The organism is Pseudomonas sp. BJa5 (assembly GCF_030272875.2).
Lineage (GTDB): Bacteria > Pseudomonadota > Gammaproteobacteria > Pseudomonadales > Pseudomonadaceae > Aquipseudomonas.
In genome coordinates, this window is the sequence record NZ_JALRNG020000011.1 from 22338 (window position 1) to 39161 (window position 16824).

12 protein-coding genes are annotated in these 16824 nt (G+C 62.7%); 9 read left to right on the forward strand and 3 right to left on the reverse strand.

Features of this window, described 5'->3' with window-relative positions:
- The first annotated feature begins 234 nt into the window (after nucleotides 1-234).
- Nucleotides 235-5100, forward strand: a complete 4866-nt coding sequence (locus tag M2D63_RS08510; protein ID WP_285862422.1) for an NAD-glutamate dehydrogenase — start codon at nucleotides 235-237, stop codon at nucleotides 5098-5100.
- Between the two features lie 157 nt (nucleotides 5101-5257).
- On the opposite strand, the gene M2D63_RS08515 is transcribed toward M2D63_RS08510, so the two are convergent.
- Nucleotides 5258-6076 carry a pyruvate, water dikinase regulatory protein gene (locus M2D63_RS08515; protein ID WP_285862423.1) on the reverse strand — a complete coding sequence of 273 codons (819 nt, stop codon included), beginning with the start codon at nucleotides 6074-6076 and terminating at the stop codon, nucleotides 5258-5260.
- A 178-nt stretch (nucleotides 6077-6254) separates the two neighbouring features.
- On the opposite strand from M2D63_RS08515, the gene ppsA reads away from it, so the two are divergent.
- The 8 genes from ppsA (at nucleotide 6255) to M2D63_RS08555 (ending at nucleotide 14325) form a co-directional block, all read left to right on the forward strand.
- The gene (gene ppsA, locus M2D63_RS08520; RefSeq protein WP_285862424.1) at nucleotides 6255-8630 is read left to right on the forward strand and encodes a phosphoenolpyruvate synthase; all 2376 of its coding nucleotides are present in this window, start codon (nucleotides 6255-6257) and stop codon (nucleotides 8628-8630) included.
- A 108-nt stretch (nucleotides 8631-8738) separates the two neighbouring features.
- On the forward strand, nucleotides 8739-9737 hold the full coding sequence (locus M2D63_RS08525; protein ID WP_285862425.1) for an alpha/beta fold hydrolase: 999 nt from the start codon (nucleotides 8739-8741) through the stop codon (nucleotides 9735-9737).
- A 70-nt stretch (nucleotides 9738-9807) separates the two neighbouring features.
- Nucleotides 9808-10296: a ribonuclease E activity regulator RraA gene (gene rraA, locus M2D63_RS08530; protein WP_285862426.1), complete on the forward strand. Its 489-nt coding sequence runs from the start codon at nucleotides 9808-9810 to the stop codon at nucleotides 10294-10296.
- 27 nt (nucleotides 10297-10323) lie between these two features.
- Entirely contained in the window at nucleotides 10324-11319 is a 996-nt protein-coding gene (locus M2D63_RS08535) for a zinc transporter ZntB (RefSeq protein ID WP_285862427.1), read from the forward strand.
- 95 nt (nucleotides 11320-11414) lie between these two features.
- Entirely contained in the window at nucleotides 11415-11669 is a 255-nt protein-coding gene (locus tag M2D63_RS08540) for a CrfX protein (protein WP_371128640.1), read from the forward strand.
- Between the two features lie 2 nt (nucleotides 11670-11671).
- Nucleotides 11672-12496, forward strand: a complete 825-nt coding sequence (locus tag M2D63_RS08545; protein WP_285862428.1) for a mechanosensitive ion channel family protein — start codon at nucleotides 11672-11674, stop codon at nucleotides 12494-12496.
- Nucleotides 12497-12610: 114 nt separating this feature from the next.
- Complete coding sequence (gene sigX / locus M2D63_RS08550; protein WP_036990388.1) at nucleotides 12611-13177, forward strand: RNA polymerase sigma factor SigX; 567 nt, start codon at nucleotides 12611-12613, stop codon at nucleotides 13175-13177.
- Nucleotides 13178-13287: 110 nt separating this feature from the next.
- On the forward strand, nucleotides 13288-14325 hold the full coding sequence (locus M2D63_RS08555) for an OmpA family protein (protein ID WP_285862429.1): 1038 nt from the start codon (nucleotides 13288-13290) through the stop codon (nucleotides 14323-14325).
- A gap of 58 nt (nucleotides 14326-14383) precedes the next feature.
- On the opposite strand, the gene cobA is transcribed toward M2D63_RS08555, so the two are convergent.
- Both cobA and M2D63_RS08565 read right to left on the reverse strand, forming a co-directional pair.
- Nucleotides 14384-15121, reverse strand: coding sequence for a uroporphyrinogen-III C-methyltransferase (gene cobA / locus M2D63_RS08560; RefSeq protein ID WP_285862430.1), 738 nt, complete (start codon nucleotides 15119-15121; stop codon nucleotides 14384-14386).
- A gap of 30 nt (nucleotides 15122-15151) precedes the next feature.
- Nucleotides 15152-16822 (reverse strand): bifunctional protein-serine/threonine kinase/phosphatase, encoded by a 1671-nt coding sequence (locus M2D63_RS08565; RefSeq protein WP_285862431.1) that lies wholly within the window; start codon nucleotides 16820-16822, stop codon nucleotides 15152-15154.
- Nucleotides 16823-16824: the final 2 nt, after the last annotated feature.

Genomic DNA, 16824 nt, shown 5'->3' on the forward strand with positions numbered 1-16824 from the left:
GCCGCCTGCCCCTCAATGACCGAATATGTCGCAGCCTTGCAAGCAGCGATGACCGGCCAGTCGTTAAGCTGCGTTGTCGAGGGATACCCGTAAAGACGCAGCCAGCCGGCAGTGGTCTTTGCAGCTGGCCCTCGGTTTTCCAGCCGTTCTGCCACGGGTTGGCTATCGTTGATCCGGGCACGGCGTACACGCGTGACGCTTCACTCAACAACAAAGCCAAGCGGAGTACCACAGATGGCGTTCTTCACCGCAGCCAGCAAAGCCGACTTCCAGCATCAACTGCAAGCGGCCCTGGCGCAGCACATCAGCGAACAGTCACTGCCACAAGTGGCGATGTTCGCCGAACAGTTCTTCGGAATCATCTCTCTGGACGAACTCACCCAGCGCCGCCTGTCGGACCTGGCCGGTTGCACCCTCTCTGCCTGGCGCATCATCGAGCGCTTCGACCCTGCCCAGCCGCAGGTTCGCGTCTACAACCCCGATTACGAGCGTCATGGCTGGCAGTCGACTCACACCGCTGTCGAAGTCCTGCACCATGACCTGCCGTTCCTGGTCGACTCGGTCCGTACCGAACTGAACCGCCGTGGCTACAGCATCCACACCCTGCAGACCACTGTGCTCAGCGTGCGCCGTGGCGACAAGGGCGAACTGCTGGAAATCCTGCCCAAGGGCACCCAGGGCGAAGGCGTGCGACAAGAGTCGCTGATGTACCTGGAAATCGACCGTTGTGCCAACACCGCCGAACTCAACCTGCTGACCCGCGAACTGGAGCAGGTACTGGCTGAAGTGCGTGTCGCCGTCGCCGACTTCGAACCGATGAAGGCCAAGCTGCGCCAGATCGTCGAACTGGTCGAGCAGACCCCTTACCCTGCCGTCCAGGGCGAGAAGTCCGAGGTCAAGGCCTTCCTGGAATGGCTGGTGGGCAACCACTTCACCTTCCTGGGCTATGAAGAGTTCGTCGTCCACGGTGACGCCCAGGGCGGCCAGCTGGTCTATGACGAGCAGTCCTTCCTCGGCCTGACCCGCCTGCTGCGCACCGGCCTGACCTCCGACGAGCTGCGCATCGAAGACTACGCCGTCAGCTACCTGCACGAGCCGCTGCTGCTGTCGTTCGCCAAGGCCGCACACCCGAGCCGCGTGCACCGTCCGGCGTACCCTGACTACGTGTCGATCCGCCAGCTGGACGCCGACGGCAAGGTCATCAAGGAATGCCGCTTCATGGGCCTGTACACCTCTTCGGTGTATGGCGAGAGCGTGCGGGCGATTCCGTACATTCGCGACAAGGTGGCCGAAGTCGAGCGCCGCTCGCATTTCGATCCCAAGGCGCACCTGGGCAAGGAACTGGCGCAGGTGCTGGAAGTGCTGCCGCGCGACGACCTGTTCCAGACCCCGGTCGACGAGCTGTTCAGCACCGTGATGTCGATCGTGCAGATCCAGGAGCGCAACAAGATCCGCGTGTTCCTGCGCAAGGACCCCTACGGCCGCTTCTGCTACTGCCTGGCCTATGTGCCGCGTGACATCTACTCCACCGAAGTGCGGCAGAAGATCCAGCAGGTGCTGATGGAGCGCCTGAAGGCCAGCGACTGCGAGTTCTGGACCTTCTTCTCCGAGTCGGTACTGGCCCGCGTGCAACTGATCCTGCGCGTCGATCCGAAGAACCGCATCGACATCGACCCGCAGCAGCTGGAAAACGAAGTGATCCAGGCCTGCCGTTCGTGGCAGGACGACTACTCGGCGCTGGTGGTGGAGAACTTCGGCGAAGCCCAGGGCACCAACATCCTGGCCGACTTCCCGAAAGGCTTCCCGGCCGGCTACCGCGAGCGCTTCGCCGCGCACTCGGCGGTGGTCGACATGCAGCACGTGCTGACCCTGTCCGAGCGCAAGCCGCTGGTCATGAGCTTCTACCAGCCGCTGACCCAGGCCGGCAAACAGCAGCTGCACTGCAAGCTGTACCACGCCGACACCCCGCTGGCGCTGTCGGATGTCTTGCCGATCCTGGAAAACCTCGGCCTGCGCGTGCTCGGCGAGTTCCCGTACCGCCTGCGCCATGCCAGCGGCCGTGAGTTCTGGATCCATGACTTCGCCTTCACCTACAGCGAAGGCCTGAACCTGGACATCCAGCAACTCAACGACACCCTGCAGGATGCCTTCGTCCACATCGTCAAGGGCGATGCGGAAAACGACGCCTTCAACCGCCTGGTGCTGACCGCCGGCCTGCCGTGGCGCGACGTGGCGCTGCTGCGTGCCTACGCCCGCTACCTCAAGCAGATCCGCCTGGGCTTCGACCTGGGCTACATCGCCAGCACCCTGAACAACCACACCGACATCGCTCGCGAGCTGACCCGGTTGTTCAAGACCCGCTTCTACCTGGCGCGCAAGCTCACCGTTGAAGACCTGGGTGACAAGCAGCAACGCCTGGAGCAGGCGATCCTCACCGCCCTGGACGAGGTCCAGGTGCTCAACGAAGACCGCATCCTGCGTCGCTACCTGGACCTGATCAAGGCCACCCTGCGTACCAACTACTACCAGACCGACGCCCAGGGCCAGAACAAGTCGTACTTCAGCTTCAAGTTCAACCCCAAGTTGATCCCCGAGCTGCCCAAGCCGGTGCCGAAGTTCGAGATCTTCGTCTATTCGCCGCGGGTCGAAGGCGTGCACCTGCGTTTTGGCAACGTCGCCCGTGGCGGCCTGCGCTGGTCGGATCGCGAGGAAGACTTCCGCACCGAAGTGCTGGGCCTGGTCAAAGCCCAGCAGGTGAAGAACTCGGTAATCGTGCCGGTCGGTGCCAAGGGTGGCTTCCTGCCGCGTCGCCTGCCCCTGGGCGGCAGCCGCGACGATATCCAGGCCGAAGGCATCGCCTGCTACCGGATCTTCATTTCCGGCCTGCTGGATATCACCGACAACCTCAAGGACGGCGCCCTGGTGCCGCCGGCCAACGTCGTGCGTCACGACGATGACGACCCCTACCTGGTGGTGGCGGCCGACAAGGGCACCGCGACCTTCTCCGACATCGCCAACGGCATTGCCATCGACTACGGCTTCTGGCTGGGCGATGCCTTCGCCTCCGGCGGTTCGGCCGGTTACGACCACAAGAAGATGGGCATCACCGCCCGTGGCGCCTGGGTCGGCGTGCAGCGCCACTTCCGCGAGCGCGGCATCAACGTCCAGGAAGACCCGATCACCGTGGTCGGTGTCGGCGACATGGCTGGCGACGTGTTCGGCAACGGCTTGCTGATGTCCGACAAGCTGCAACTGGTGGCGGCATTCAACCACCTGCACATCTTCATCGACCCGAACCCGGAGCCGGCCAGCAGCTTCGCCGAGCGCAAGCGCCTGTTCGACCTGCCGCGTTCGGCCTGGAGCGACTACGACACCAGCATCATGTCCGAAGGCGGCGGGATCTTCCCGCGCAGCGCCAAGAGCATCACCATCACCGAACAGATGAAAGCGCGCTTCGCCATCGAAGCCGACAAGCTGACCCCGACCGAGCTGCTCAACGCGCTGCTCAAGGCGCCGGTGGACCTGCTCTGGAACGGTGGTATCGGCACCTACGTCAAGTCCAGTGAAGAAAGCCATGCCGACGTCGGCGACAAGGCCAACGACGCCCTGCGGGTCGATGGCAACGAGCTGCGCTGCAAGGTGGTGGGCGAGGGCGGCAACCTGGGCATGACCCAGCTGGGCCGGGTCGAGTTCGGCCTCAATGGCGGCGCCACCAACACCGACTTCATCGACAACGCCGGTGGCGTGGACTGCTCCGACCACGAGGTCAACATCAAGATCCTGCTCAACGAAGTGGTGCAGGCCGGCGACATGACCGAGAAGCAGCGCAACCAGCTGCTGGGCAGCATGACCGACGAAGTGGCCGGCCTGGTGCTGGGCAACAACTACAAGCAGACCCAGGCGCTGTCCCTGGCTGCGCGTCGGGCCAAGGAACGCATCGCCGAGTACAAGCGGCTGATGGCCGACCTGGAAGCCCGTGGCAAGCTGGACCGGGCCATCGAGTTCCTGCCTACCGAAGAACAGCTGGCCGAGCGCCTGGCTGCCGGCCAGGGCCTGACTCGCGCCGAGCTGTCGGTGTTGATCTCCTACAGCAAGATCGACCTCAAGGAGCAACTGCTCAAGTCGCTGGTGCCGGACGACGACTACCTGACCCGCGACATGGACACTGCCTTCCCGCCGTCGCTGGTGAGCAAGTTCACCGAGGCCATGCGTCGCCATCGCCTCAAGCGTGAAATCGTCAGCACCCAGATCGCCAACGATCTGGTCAACAACATGGGCATTACCTTCGTCCAGCGCCTGAAGGAATCCACCGGCATGAGCCCGGCGAACGTCGCCGGCGCCTACGTGATCGTGCGTGACATCTTCCACCTGCCGCACTGGTTCCGTCAGATCGAGGCCCTGGACTACCAGGTGCCGGCTGAAATCCAGCTGACCCTGATGGACGAGCTGATGCGCCTGGGCCGTCGGGCGACCCGCTGGTTCCTGCGCAGCCGTCGCAACGAGCAGGATGCCGGGCGTGATGTGGCACACTTTGGGCCGAAAATCGCACAACTGGGGCTGAAACTCGACGAACTGCTGGAAGGGCCGACCCGCGAGCGCTGGATGACCCGCTACCAGGGCTTCGTCGAGGCCGGTGTACCGGAACTGCTGGCGCGCATGGTGGCCGGCACCACGCACCTGTACACCCTGTTGCCGATCATCGAGGCGTCCGACGTCACCGGCCAGGATCCGGCCGAAGTGGCCAAGGCCTTCTTCGCCGTCGGCAGTGCCCTGGACCTGACCTGGTACCTGCAGGAAATCAGCAATCTGAGCGTGGAAAACAACTGGCAGGCCCTGGCCCGCGAGTCGTTCCGCGACGACATCGACCTGCAGCAGCGGGCGATCACCATCTCCGTGCTGCAGATGGCCGACGCCCCTGAAGACATGGATGCGCGGGTGGCCCTGTGGCTGGAACAGCACCGCGTGATGGTCGAGCGCTGGCGCGCCATGCTCGACGAACTGCGGGCCGCGACCGGCACCGATTACGCCATGTACGCGGTGGCCAACCGCGAGCTGGTGGATCTGGCCATGAGCGGACAGGCGGCGGTGGTGCCGTCCTGAGTGTGAGCTGAAATGAAAAGCCCCGGCAATTGCCGGGGCTTTTTTTTGAGGGCGCGGTGAAGAGGTGCCGTGGCCTCTCGGTGGGAGCGGGCTTGCCCCGCGAATGCGATCCGTCGGTCATATCGCATCGCGGGGCAAGCCCGCTCCCACCGGGGGGTTACTTGAAGCGCCGTTCCACGCCTTTTTCCACGAGGATCTTCGCCGAAATCTCTTCCACCGAGAAATGCGTGGAGTTGATGTGCGGGATGTTCTCGCGGCGGAACAGGTTCTCCACCTCGCGCACCTCGAACTCGCACTGGGCAAAGCTGGCATAGCGGCTGTTGGGTTTGCGCTCGTGACGAATGGCAGTCAGGCGGTCCGGGTCGATGGTCAGGCCGAACAGCTTGTTCTGGTGTCTTTTCAAGGCCTGGGGCAGCTGCAGGCGCTCCATATCGTCTTCGGTCAGCGGGTAGTTGGCCGCGCGGATGCCGAATTGCATGGCCATGTACAGGCAGGTCGGGGTCTTGCCGCAACGCGACACGCCTACCAGGATCAAGTCGGCCTTGTCGTAGTAGTGGGTGCGAGCGCCATCGTCGTTGTCCAGGGCGAAGTTGACCGCTTCGATGCGCTCCATGTAGTTGGAGTTGCCACCGATGGAGTGGGATTTGCCCACCGAATAGGACGAATGGGCGGTCAGTTCCTGTTCCAGCGGGGCCAGGAAGGTCGAAAAGATGTCGATCATGAAGCCGTTGGAGGTGGCCAGCACCTCGCGGATATCCTGGTTGACGATGGTGTCGAAGATGATCGGGCGCATGCCATCGCGTTCAGCTGCGGCATTGATCTGTTGTACCATGGCCCGCGCCTTGTCCAGGCTGTCGATGTACGGACGGGTGAATTTATTGAACGGAATGCTATCGAATTGGGCCAGAAGGCTCTGTCCCAGCGTCTCGGCCGTGATGCCTGTGCCGTCGGAGATAAAGAAAGCAGTTCGTTTCATTTGCACCTTGGGCCTTAAGCTGGTGAGCATTCTTGGATATGATAGGTTCGGTTTGCCGAACATGATGTCCGGCATTCTCACTTATTTTCCAGGTCCAGGCCACAAGCGCCCGGCCAAGTCTCAGAGCAGGCAGGCGGGCGACCTGAGCTTTTCCAACACAGTTAGTGGAGAGATCACCTTGGTAGAGTACGTAGTTTCCCTCGATAAGCTCGGCGTCCATGATGTGGAGCATGTGGGGGGCAAGAACGCATCCCTGGGCGAGATGATCAGTAACCTCGCGGGTGCCGGTGTATCGGTTCCCGGCGGCTTTGCCACTACGGCTCAGGCGTACCGTGATTTTCTCGAGCAGAGTGGCCTGAACGCGCAGATCCATGACGCGCTGGACGCTCTGGATGTCGATGATGTCAACGCCCTGGCCCGTACCGGTGCACAGATCCGCCAGTGGATCATGGAAGCCGAGTTCCCCGAGCGTCTGAACAACGAAATCCGCACTGCCTTCGAGCAGATGTCCCAGGGCAACCCGAACATGGCCGTTGCCGTGCGTTCCTCGGCCACCGCCGAAGACCTGCCGGACGCCTCGTTCGCCGGCCAGCAGGAAACCTTCCTGAACATCCGCGGCGTCGACAACGTCATCCGCGCCGCCAAGGAAGTGTTCGCGTCCCTGTTCAACGATCGCGCCATCTCCTACCGCGTGCACCAGGGCTTCGACCACAAGCTGGTCGCCCTGTCGGCCGGCGTGCAGCGCATGGTGCGTTCGGAAACCGGCACCGCCGGCGTGATGTTCACCCTCGACACCGAGTCGGGCTTCCGTGACGTGGTGTTCATCACCGGCGCCTACGGCCTGGGTGAAACCGTCGTGCAAGGTGCGGTCAACCCCGACGAATTCTACGTCCACAAGGGCACCCTGCAAGCCGGTCGTCCGGCCATCCTGCGCCGCAACCTGGGCAGCAAGGCGATCAAGATGGTCTATGGCGAAGAAGCCAAGGCCGGTCGTTCGGTCAAGACCGTCGATGTCGACAAGGCCGACCGCACCCGTTTCTGCCTGAGCGACGCCGAAGTCAGCGAGCTGGCCAAGCAGGCGATGATCATCGAGAAGCACTACAAGTGCCCGATGGACATCGAGTGGGCCAAGGACGGTGACGACGGCAAGCTGTACATCGTCCAGGCTCGTCCTGAAACCGTGAAGAGCCGCGCCCAGGCCAACGTCATGGAGCGTTACCTGCTCAAGGAAACCGGCACCGTGCTGGTCGAAGGGCGTGCCATCGGCCAGCGCATCGGCGCCGGCAAGGTGCGGATCATCAAGGACGTGTCGGAAATGGACAAGGTCCAGGCCGGCGACGTGCTGGTCTCCGACATGACCGACCCGGACTGGGAACCGGTGATGAAGCGCGCCAGCGCCATCGTCACCAACCGCGGCGGCCGTACCTGCCACGCGGCGATCATCGCCCGTGAGCTGGGTATTCCGGCCGTGGTCGGTTGCGGCAACGCCACCCAGCTGCTCAAGGATGGCCAGGGCGTGACCGTTTCCTGCGCCGAAGGCGACACCGGTTTCATCTTCGAAGGCGAACTGGGCTTCGACGTCAAGCAGAACTCGGTGGACGCCATGCCTGAGCTGCCGTTCAAGATCATGATGAACGTCGGCAACCCGGACCGCGCGTTCGACTTCGCCCAGCTGCCCAACGCCGGTGTCGGCCTGGCGCGCCTGGAGTTCATCATCAACCGCATGATCGGCGTGCACCCCAAGGCGCTGCTCAACTACGCGGGCCTGCCGCCTGAGCTGAAGGAAAGCGTCGACAAGCGTGTCGCCGGTTACAACGATCCGGTGGGCTTCTACGTCGAGAAGCTGGTCGAAGGCATCAGCACCCTGGCCGCTGCGTTCTGGCCGAAGAAGGTCATCGTGCGCCTGTCGGACTTCAAGTCCAACGAATACGCCAACCTGATCGGCGGCAAGCTCTACGAACCGGAAGAAGAAAATCCGATGCTGGGCTTCCGCGGTGCTTCGCGTTATATCAGCGAATCCTTCCGCGACTGCTTCGAGCTGGAGTGCCGTGCACTCAAGCGCGTGCGCAACGAAATGGGCCTGACCAACGTCGAGATCATGGTGCCGTTCGTGCGCACCCTGGGCGAGGCCAGCCAGGTCGTCGACCTGCTCGCTGAAAACGGCCTTGCCCGCGGCGACAACGGCCTGCGCGTGATCATGATGTGCGAACTGCCGTCCAACGCCATCCTCGCCGAAGAGTTCCTCGAGTACTTCGATGGTTTCTCCATCGGTTCCAACGACCTGACCCAGCTGACCCTGGGCCTGGACCGCGACTCGGGGATCATCGCTCACCTGTTCGACGAGCGTAACCCTGCGGTCAAGAAGCTGCTGGCCAATGCCATCCAGGCCTGCAACAAGGCTGGCAAGTACATCGGCATCTGCGGCCAGGGACCATCGGACCACCCGGACCTGGCCAAGTGGCTGATGGAGCAAGGCATCGAAAGCGTTTCGCTGAACCCGGATTCGGTGCTCGAGACCTGGTTCTTCCTCGCCGAAGGCCAGGGCGCGATCTGATCCGCCAAACTGAAACCCCTGTCCGCCAAGCCTGGCGGGCAGGGGGTTCGTTGATATTCCGGGGCGTGTTCCAGCGATGGATCCCGCCCTTTTTTGTGCAAGTAGCCTATGCAAAGCAGCAGTAACCTTTTTCCCGTGGCCCTGCAGAGTGCCGAGCGCCGGGGTGATCTGTGCGAGGATGTCTACCGGATCAAGGCCGGTAACAGCCCGGATCGCACCGTCGAGCTGGCGATTACCCGCTTGGGGCTGGCCGACCAGTCCGACGTGCGTGGCACGCCGGTGATTCTGCTGCACGGCAGTTTTTCCAATCGGCGCTTCTGGTATTCGCCCCGGGGCATTGGCCTGGGCGCCTACCTGGCACGCGCCGGTTTCGATGTCTGGATGCCGGAGATGCGTGGCCACGGCCTGTCGCCGCGCAACCAGGATTACCGGCAAAACCGGGTGGCCGACTATGCCCGTTACGACCTGCCGGTGATCGGTGCCTTTGTCCGCGAACAGAGCGGCCGCGCCGCGCACTGGCTCGGTCATTCCCTGGGCGGCACCACCCTGGCCGCCGCCCTTGGCGGGCAGTACCTGGACGCCGAGCTTGTGGCCAGCGCCGCGTTCTTCGGCACCCAGGTCAGCCGCACCTATTGGCCCTTGAAGTTGCCGCCGGTGGAGTGGGGCGGGCGTCTGCTGCTCAAGCGCTTCGCGCAGATTTCCGGTTCGCGGCTCAAGCGTGGCCCGGAGGACGAGCCCATTGGCCTGGCCCTGGAAAGCATGCGCTGGTTCGGCCTGTTCGGTCGTTTCGGCGACCAGGACCGCGATTGGTGGGCCGGCCTTGCCGAGGTCGATGTGCCGCTGCTGGCGGTGGCTGCCGCCGGTGATCACCAGGACCCGGTATGGGCCTGCCGCAAGCTGTTCGAGCAAGTGGGCAGCGCGAACAAGCAGTTCGTGCGCCTGGGGCGCGAAGAGGGCTTCGACAACTTCGGCCACGTCGACATGCTGGTCAGCAAGCCGGCCCAGGTCCAGGTCTGGCCGCTGGTTGAACAATGGCTGCACAATCCCTTGAGTACGCTACCCACAGCCAGCACTTCGCTGGATTCGACCGTTCCCGGGTATGGCTAGCCTGTGACCTTTTGTGGTGTGATGGTCAGAGTGCGACATCCAATGCCTTGGCAATCGACAGGAGTTTCCCATGCATTACCTTACGCCCGATCTGTGTGACGCCTACCCTGAGCTGGTACAGGTGCTGGAGCCGATGTTCAGCAACTTCGGGGGGCGCGACTCCTTCGGAGGGCAGATCGTCACCATCAAGTGCTTCGAAGACAACTCGCTGGTCAAGGAACAGGTCGACCTGGACGGCAAGGGCAAGGTGCTGGTGGTCGATGGTGGTGGCTCGCTGCGCCGGGCGTTGCTGGGCGACATGCTCGCCGAAAAAGCCGCCAAGAATGGCTGGGAAGGCCTGGTGATCTACGGTTGTGTGCGCGATGTCGATGTCCTGGCGCAAACCGATGTGGGTGTCCAGGCCCTGGCCAGCCACCCGATGAAAACCGACAAGCGTGGCATTGGCGATCTCAACGTGGCAGTGACCTTCGCCGGGGTGACCTTCCGCCCGGGCGAGTACGTGTATGCCGACAATAATGGCGTGATCGTCTCGCCAAGTCCGCTGAAAATGCCGGAATAAGCCGTTAAACCGCTGATTGGAGCAGGAATGTTCGAGGAAGAAAACGCGCAATGGGGCCTGGTTCACGCCCTGGTGCTCGATGGTAAAGGCGGTGCGCGTACGATTGCCCGGACCGAGCTGGACGACCTTGAGCTTGCGCCGGAGCAAAGCCTCTGGCTGCACTGGGATCGCAGCCACCCGCAGACCCGGACCTGGCTGCGCCACGACAGTGGCCTGAACGAGTTCGCCTGCGACCTGCTCCTTGAAGAAAACACCCGTCCACGGCTGTTGCCCCTGCCTGACGAGCAGATGCTGCTGTTTCTGCGCGGGGTCAACCTCAATCCAGGTGCCGAGCCCGAAGACATGGTCTCGGTACGTATCTTCGCCCAGGCGCAGCGGGTGATTTCGCTGCGCCTGCGCCCCTTGCGCGCCAGTGACGAGTTGCTGCAGCAACTGGCCGAGGGGCGTGGTCCGAAAACCGCCTCCGAACTGTTGCTGAGCATGGCGCAACTGTTGACCGAGAAGGTTCAGGCGCTGGTCAGTGACCTGTCGGAAGTGGTCGATCTGGAAGAAGAGAAGCTCGAAGCCGACCAACGGTATGCGCCGGAGCAGGGCAGCCTGCAGCAGATCCGCCGCCGCGCCGCCGGGTTGCGCCGTTTTCTTGCACCGCAGCGGGAAATCTATGCGCAGCTGGCACGCAACAAGTGGAGCTGGTTCGCCGCAGACGACGCCGACTACTGGAACGAGCTGAACAACAGCCTGATCCGCTACCTCGAGGAGCTGGAGCTGACCCGCGAGCGGGCCGCCCTGGTGCTGGAAAGCGAGGACCGCCGGCGCGCCGAACGGATGAACCGGACCATGTACCGCTTCGGCATCATCACCTGTATCTTTCTGCCCATGAGCTTCGTCACCGGGCTTTTGGGGATCAACGTCGGCGGCATTCCCGGCGCCGACAGCCCCTACGGTTTTCTCTTCGCCAGCCTGCTGGTGCTGGGCCTGGCGCTGGGGCAGTGGTGGCTGTTCCGCCGCTTGCGCTGGGTGTGAACCGGTGCACAGCCTGAACATTCAGTCACAAACTGTCTGCCCGGTCCATGTGACCCATGTGCAGGCGACCTCGTCTTTGACAGATATTGCGCGAGGTGCCTATGCACGATCCGTTTGAAGAATCCCTGCGGGACCTGCTCAAGGCTTCGCCGTCCGGCCAGGACCGTGACGACGATGCCTGCCTTGGGCGCGTCCTGAAAACCGCCAACCGCCAGGTCGGCGCGGGCGATCTGTTCAGCCTGCTGGGCCGCTGGAGCCAGGCGCTGATGATCGCCGTGAACAATGGCTCGGCGCATGTCGCGCCGGTCCGTCGTAACGCTACCGCTCGTAAAGCTGATAAGGCCGATTGACTATGGAACTTGATCTCTGGACCCAGAGCCTGGTCACCGCGATGACCGCGCTGTGGACCAAAGTGGCGAACTTCATCCCCAATCTGTTCGGCGCACTGGTCGTGGTGCTGCTGGGCTTCGTCGTTGCCAAGCTGCTGGACACCCTGTTGTCCAAACTGCTGGCCAAACTGGGCCTGGACCGCCTGATGGCCGGCACCGGCCTGACCAAGATGCTCAGCCGGGTCGGCATCCAGGTGCCGATCTCGACCCTGATCGGCAAGATCGTCTACTGGTTCGTGCTGCTGATCTTCCTTGTCTCGGCCGCTGAATCCCTCGGTCTTGAGCGGGTTTCCGCCACCCTGGACATGCTTGCCCTGTACCTGCCCAAGGTCTTCGGTGCGGCCCTGGTGCTGCTGGCGGGCGTGCTGCTGGCGCAACTGGTCAATGGCCTGGTTCGCGGTGCCGCCGAAGGCATCGGCCTGGAATATGCCGCCGGTGTCGGTCGCATCGCCCAGGGCCTGGTCATTATCATCAGTATCTCGGTGGCAATTAGCCAGCTCGAGGTCAAAACCGACTTGCTCAACCATGTAATCGTCATTGGATTGATTACCGTTGGTCTGGCCGTTGCCTTGGCAATGGGGCTGGGAAGTCGCGAAATTGCCGGACAGATCCTGGCCGGAATCTACGTGCGCGAACTTTATCAAGTCGGCCAGCAGGTGCGAGTTGGAGAGGTTGAAGGGCAGATCGAAGAGATCGGTACGGTCAAGACGACACTGCTCACGGATGATGGCGAATTAGTGTCATTGTCCAACCGAATTCTGCTCGAGCAGCGAGTCAATAGCCGCTAACCGGCCAAATCCTGCTAATGTATGCCGCCGCAAAATTGCCCCGGGTAGGGGCAAGCGGCGACATTGACCTGACTGTCGGCCAGATTCGATTTGAATAAAGTTCACTCGCTGCCCATGCGTTACGACCCCCGCGAGCTCACCGATGAGGAGTTGGTGGCGCGTTCGCATGAGGAGCTGTTTCATGTTACTCGCGCGTATGAAGAGCTCATGCGCCGCTACCAGCGGACTCTTTTTAACGTTTGTGCGCGTTATCTGGGGAACGATCGGGACGCTGATGATGTCTGTCAGGAGGTCATGCTCAAGGTGCTCTATGGCCTGAAGAACTTCGAGGGTAAATCCAAGTTCAAGACGTGGCTCTACAGCATCACCTACAACGAATGCATCACCCAGTACCGCAAGGAGCGGCGCAAGCGTCGACTGATGGATGCCTTGAGTCTAGATCCACTCGAGGAAGCCTCGGAAGAGAAGGCGCCGAAACCGGAAGAGAAAGGCGGGCTGGATAAATGGCTAGTGCATGTGAATCCGATTGACCGTGAAATTCTGGTGCTACGATTTGTCGCAGAACTGGAATTTCAGGAGATCGCCGATATCATGCATATGGGCCTGAGCGCAACGAAAATGCGGTACAAACGTGCGCTAGACAAGCTACGTGAGAAATTTGCGGGCCTGGCTGAAACTTAGCCGTGCGCAAATATCTCTAACGTGTCGGCAAGTTCTGCTAGACTTGTCGTCGAGTTGTCCCCCGGATGTTGGTGGGACTGCTTAACTATCACCAGATGGGGATTTAACGGATGAAATTGAAAAACACCTTGGGCTTGGCCATTGGTTCTCTTGTAGCCGCAACTTCGCTCGGCGCTCTGGCACAAGGCCAAGGCGCGGTCGAGATTGAAGGCAACGTCACCAAGCAGTACTACGATAGCGAGCGCAACTTCAAGAACGACGGCACCAACCCTGGTGTTCGCCTCGGTTACTTCCTGACCGACGACCTGTCCCTGGATCTGGGCTACAACGAAACTCATAACGTTCGTGGCGATGTCTTCAACAAGGACATCAAAGGTTCCAAGGCCAAGCTGGACGCTACCTACCACTTCGGTACCGTCGGCGACGCGCTGCGTCCGTACGTTTCGGCCGGCTTCGCTCACGAGAGCCTGGGCCAGTCCTTCAACAACGGTCGTGACCACTCCACCTTCGCCAACCTGGGCGCTGGCGCCAAGTGGTACATCACCGACATGTTCTTCGCCCGTGCCGGCGTTGAAGCCATGTACAACATCGACAACGGCAACACCGAGTGGGGTCCGACCGTTGGTCTGGGTCTGAACTTCGGTGGCAGCGGTGGCAAGGTTGCTCCTGCTCCAGCTCCAGTTGCTGAAGTCTGCTCCGACAGCGACAACGACGGCGTTTGCGACAACGTCGACAAGTGCCCTGACACCCCAGCCAACGTTACCGTTGACGCTGATGGCTGCCCGGCTGTTGCCGAAGTCGTTCGCGTTGAGCTGGACGTCAAGTTCGACTTCGACAAGTCGGTCGTCAAGCCAAACAGCTACGGCGACATCAAGAACCTGGCTGACTTCATGAAGCAGTACCCACAGACCACCACCACTGTTGAAGGTCACACTGACTCCGTCGGTCCTGACGCTTACAACCAGAAACTGTCCGAGCGTCGTGCTAACGCCGTCAAGCAGGTTCTGACCAACCAGTACGGTGTTGAGTCGAGCCGCGTTGAGTCGGTTGGCTACGGTGAAACCCGTCCGGTTGCTGACAACGCCACCGACGCTGGTCGCGCTGTTAACCGTCGCGTAGAAGCTCAAGTAGAAGCCCAAGCCAAGTAATTGGTCTGAAGCCCTACTGAAAAGCCCGGCCTAGGCCGGGCTTTTCTTTGCCTGTGATTCAGGCCGTCAGTTGCACCAGCGCTGCACTTTCCTCTGCCACCACCTCACCGATCACCAAAATCGCCGGGCTGCACAGCTTGAAGCGGGCGGCTGCTTCGCACATTTGCGCCAGGCTGCTGCGCTGCTCGCGTTGCTGGGGCAGGGAGGCGTTCTCGATCATGGCCACCGGTGTGTCGGCTGCCAGTCCACCTTCCAGCAGGCCCTGTTGGACTTCATCCAGTTTGCTCACGCCCATATACACCACCAGGGTAGTGCCGCCTTGGGCAAGCGCCTGCCAGTTCAGCGGGCTGTCATCCTGGGTATGGGCGGTGACCAGGGTCACGCCACGGCTGACGCCGCGCAAGGTCAGGGAAATGCCGCACTGGGTGGCGCCGGCAAGACCGGCGGTGATGCCGTTGACCAGTTCGGCCTCGATACCATGGGCCTGTAGCCAGGCAGCTTCTTCACCGCCACGACCGAAGATGCACGGATCGCCACCCTTGAGCCGCGCCACGCAACGCCCCTGGCGGGCGTAGCGCAGCATCAGGCGCTGGATGAAGGCTTGCGGCGTGGAGCGGCAGCCGCCGCGCTTGCCGACGTGAATCACCCGTGCGCCGGGGCAGTGCGCAAGCACCAACGGGTTGACCAGATCGTCGATCAGGACCACTTCGGCCTCGCCCAGGGCGCGCACGGCCTTGAGGGTCAGCAGTTCCGGATCGCCAGGGCCTGCACCAATCAGCCAGACTTTTGCATTCATCGGGTGTTCCTCATCGGTTATCGAGTGCCGTCAGCCTTTGAGCAGGCAGATCAGCAGGATCAGGTTGAGCAGCAGGGACAGCAGCGCCAGGCCGCGCCAGACTTTCAGCGGTTCACGTTCGAGCAAGGGGCGCGGGCGTACGCTCAGGTGCTGGCGTTCGCCCTGTTCGAGCAGCAACAGCCATTGCTCGGCGGTTTCAAAGCGTTGTTGCGGGTCGCTGACCAGCGCCAGGCCCAGGTTGTGCTCCAGCCACTCGGGCAAGTCCGGGCGATAGCGCGCGGCACTGGCGGCCTGGTTGAAGCGGGGGCGTTGGAAGGCTTCGATTTCGCCGTAGGGGTAGTGTCCGGTCAGCAGGTAGAACAGCGTCACACCGACGCTGTAGAGGTCTTGCTGGGGGCTGGGCGGCGTACCCTCGAAGGCTTCCGGGGCGATGAACGACGGGGTGCCCGGCAGTTCGTGGGCGCGGTCTTCGGACAGGCCGGGGCAGAAGGCCAGGCCGAAATCCAGCAGGCGCAACTGGCCATCATCGCCCAGGTGCAGGTTCTCGGGCTTGATATCGCGGTGCAGGATATTGCGCCGGTGCAACAGGCCCACCGCCTGCAGCAGTTGCTGGGCGAGCGATTGCCACTGTGCGAGCGGCAAGGGCCCGCTTTCGGCAAACACTTGCGCCAGGGTTTTGCCGGGGTATTCGCGCATCACGTAGTACAGGTGCTGGCGCTGGCTGACCGGGTGTACTTCGGGGAAGTAGCGCCCGGCCACCCGGCGCAAGAACCATTCTTCGAGCAGCAAACCCTGCAAGGCGCCGGGTTCGTCCTTGCGTTCAACGGGCAGGGTTTTCAACAGCCAGGCCTGTTGCTGGTTGTCGCGCACGCGATACAGCAGCGATTGCCGGCTGTGGCCCAGCTGTTGCTCCAGCGTCCAGCCATCGAGCAGTTGGCCGCTGCGCAAGGGTGGGGGCAGCGGCCATTGCTGCAGTTGCGCCAGGGAGTCGCCAAGGTTGCTGGCGCCCAGCCGGTCGACCCTGACCAGCAGGGCGCTGGCGTTGTCCTGGCTGCCGCTGTGATGGGCGGAGCTGACCAGGGTCTGGGCGGCGTCCTGCAGGTCGATCTGTTCACGCAGCACGGCCCTGATCTGCGTCTCGCTGAGGCTGGCCCAGACGCCATCGCTGAGCAGGACGAAACATTCGCCTGCGTGCAGCTCGCCCTCCAGGTAGTCGACCTGCAGATGTTGATCCAGGCCCAGGGCGCGCTTGAGCACGTGCTGCATGCCCGGTTGGTCCCAGACATGGTCCTCGCTGATGCGTTGCAGCTGACCGGCAGCCCAGCGATAGATCCGGCAGTCGCCGACATGTGCCAGGGTGAAGCGGCGGCCACGCAGCACCAGGGCGCTGAGGGTGGTCAGCAGCGGCTGGCCGCCGCCGTTGGCGCGCAGCCAGCGGTTTTGTGCCAGCAGCAGCCGGTCCAGGGCCTGGGCCACGCCCCAGGTCGCGGGGGTGGCGTAGTAGTCCAGGGCCAGGGCCTGCAGGCTGGCCCGCGCCGCCAGCCCGCCATCGGCGCAGTGGCTGACGCCGTCGGCGAGGGCGAACAGATAGCCTTTGCTGGCGGCCAGCTCGGCATTGGGCGTGACCAGGCGCAGGGCGTCCTGGTTCTCGTCCCGGGGGCCGGTGGCGCTGGCCTGGGCGAAGCTCAGTTGCAGGCTCATGG